We start from the raw sequence: 2726 nt of genomic DNA on the forward strand, positions 1-2726 counted from the left end.
GGCCAGCACGGCGCAATACGAGACGGTCAGCGGCGGAGCGACCGGCCATGCGGAATCGGTGAAGATCACCTTCGATCCGCACCAGATCAGCTATGGCCAGATCCTGCAGATCTACTTCTCGGTCGCGCATGACCCGACCGAGCTGAACCGCCAGGGCCCGGACAGCGGCACCCAGTACCGCTCGGCGATCTTCCCGGCGAGTGACGAGCAGGCGAAGGTGGCCAAGGCCTATATCGCCCAGCTGAACCAGGCCAAGGTGTTCGACGCCGCGATCGTCACCAAGATCGAACCCGGCCGCGCCTTCTACCCGGCCGAGGGCTATCACCAGGACTTCCTGACCCGGAACCCGACCTACCCCTACATCGTCATCAACGACCTGCCGAAGATCGACGAGCTGCAGCGCCTGATGCCCACCGTTTACCGCCCCGACCCGGTGCTGGTCGCGGCCCAGCCGACGAACTGAGGGCGGACAGCGGCGCAACCTACCAAGACCGTCATCGCGAGCCCCGCAGGGGCGTGGCGATCCAGCGGCTCGATCTCTGGATCGCCGCGTCGCTTCGCTCCTCGCGATGACGGTGGGAGACTGGGGTCGGCCCTCGCTGATTCAGACATAGCGTAGGGTGGGGTTGCCGTGCGAACCCACCCTACGGTTCCCGCGCTCAATCGCGACCACAACGGATAATACTCGCCGAACACTGGACGGCGCGGCCGACTCGTGTTCTTCTTTTGTTCATGAGCATTTCGCCCACCAGCACCCTCCCCGACGACTCTCCCGACGCCCCGCTCGATCCCGACCGGGCGTTCACGGTGTGGGTGCTGGGCCGGCTGGCTGAGGTGGTCGAGATCGGCATCCGCACCGCCCACCGGATCGAGCAGCAGCAGATCGTGGCCGCGCTCCAGCCCGGGCCGCCCAAGGCCGATTTCGCGCTGATGCAGGAGCGGCTCGCCCGCGGCATCCGGCTGTCGATCGCCCTGGCCGCGCGGCTGCGCGACGCCCACATCACCCGCAAGGTCGGGGCAACGACGCGGGATGCGGCGGCGGTCGCCGCCGGACGCCAGCGGCGCCGGGAGGCGGTCACCCGCATCGCCACCGCGGCGATTGCCGCCGCCGACGCCGAGAGCGCCGAATTCAGGACGGAGGCGCTGCATGAGCGGCTGGCGGAGCGGGAGTTCGAGAACGAACTGGAGATGCTGCCGGCCCGCGAGGTGCTGACGAGGATCCACCATCTGCTCGGCATCGAGCCGGACCAGGAGCAGTGGCCGCAGCATTGGCCGGATGAGAGGGCGGAGGTCAGCACCGGGTCGGCGGCACCGCCACCGCCCAAAGCTGACCTGCAGCCCGGAACCCGGCGGTTCTTCATCGATCCCGTGACCGAGGACGAGCATGGGCCGGACCGGCCGCCCCCGCCGGGCGAGGCTGAACGACCCTTCGCACAGGGCGGCCCCAGTGTGCCGGACGACAGCAGCTGACCGGAGGCCTACGTCCTTCCTCATCGTCATTGCGAGGAGGCGAAGCCGACGAAGCAATCCATGGCGCCGGTTCGGGCTGCCCGATGGATTGCTTCGCTGCGCTCGCAATGACGGTGTTGGGAGGCTGGAGCCCCCTATGGGAGGCCCCCTATGCCCTTAAAGCCGCGCCGCGACCGCCTTGGTCTCGGTGTAGTGCTCCATCACCTCATGGCCCATCTCGCGGCCCCAGCCGGACTGCTTGAAGCCGCCGAACGGCCAGGCCGGGTCGCCGTAATTGTGGGCGTTGATGCAGATGGTGCCGGCCCGGATCTTGCGGGCCATGACATGGGCGACCTTCAGGTTGCGCGTCCACACGCTGGCCTGCAGGCCGTATTCGGTGTCGTTGGCGAACTTGGCCACGGCATCGAGGTCGTCGTCGTCGAACGACTGGACGCAGACCACCGGCCCGAAGATCTCTTCCCGCACCACCCGCATGTCACGGTTGGTCTGGGCCAGCACCGTCGGCGCGACGAAGTAGCCCTGGTTGCCGATGACGCTGCCGCCGGTGACGATCTCCGCACCCTCGCTGCGGCCGGATTCCAGGAAGCCGCTGACGCGCTGGTGCTGTTCCTTCGACACCAGCGGCCCGAGATTGACCGAGGGGTCGAGGCCATGGCCGATCTTGAGTTTGCCGGCCGCCGCCGCCACGCCTTCGACGATGCGGTCATAGACCGATTTGTGCGCGAACAGGCGCGAGCCGGCGGTGCAGCACTGGCCCTGGTTGTAGAAGATCGCATCGGCCGTGCCGGCGATGGCGAGGTCGAGATCGGCATCCGGGAACACGATCGCCGGCGACTTGCCGCCGAGTTCGAGTGAGACCCGCTTCAGGTTGCCGGCCGCCGCCCTGACGATCAGCTTGCCGACCTCGGTCGACCCGGTGAAGGCGACCTTGTCGACATCCGGATGCTCGGCCAGCGCCGCGCCGGCGGTCTCGCCGAAGCCGGTGACGATGTTGACCACGCCGTCGGGGCCGCCGGCTTCCTGGATCAGCTCACCGAAGCGCAGGGCCGACAGCGGGGTCTGTTCCGCCGGCTTCAGCACGATGGTGCAGCCGGCGGCCAGCGCCGGCGCCAGCTTCCAGGCCGCCATCATCAGCGGGAAGTTCCAGGGGATGATCTGGCCGACGACGCCGACCGGCTCCCGCAGGGTATAGGCGTGCCAATGGCCGGGGCTGGAGACCGGGATGGTCTGGCCGTTCATCCGCGTCGCCCAGCCCG

Annotated in this window: 3 protein-coding genes; 2 read left to right on the forward strand and 1 reads right to left on the reverse strand. The window is 68.5% G+C overall.

Features of this window, described 5'->3' with window-relative positions; genetic code table 11:
* Together msrA and AC3XYG_RS39305 are read left to right on the forward strand one after the other, a co-directional pair.
* Positions 1-463 (forward strand): peptide-methionine (S)-S-oxide reductase MsrA (gene msrA / locus AC3XYG_RS39300; RefSeq protein ID WP_489145350.1); only part of this gene is annotated, 463 nt, incomplete at its 5' end.
* Positions 464-732: 269 nt separating this feature from the next.
* The gene (locus AC3XYG_RS39305; RefSeq protein WP_489145351.1) at positions 733-1470 is read left to right on the forward strand and encodes a hypothetical protein; all 738 of its coding nucleotides are present in this window, start codon (positions 733-735) and stop codon (positions 1468-1470) included.
* A 156-nt stretch (positions 1471-1626) separates the two neighbouring features.
* On the opposite strand, the gene AC3XYG_RS39310 is transcribed toward AC3XYG_RS39305, so the two are convergent.
* Positions 1627-2726, reverse strand: a 1100-nt coding sequence (locus AC3XYG_RS39310; RefSeq protein WP_489145352.1) for an aldehyde dehydrogenase family protein, incomplete at its 5' end; no start/stop codon positions are given.

This window comes from Inquilinus sp., assembly GCF_057815775.1.

Coding starts and splice junctions, on each gene's coding strand:
- AC3XYG_RS39305 (WP_489145351.1), top strand. CDS start 733: ATGAGCATTTCGCCCACCAGCACCCTCCCCGACGACTCTCCCGACGCC.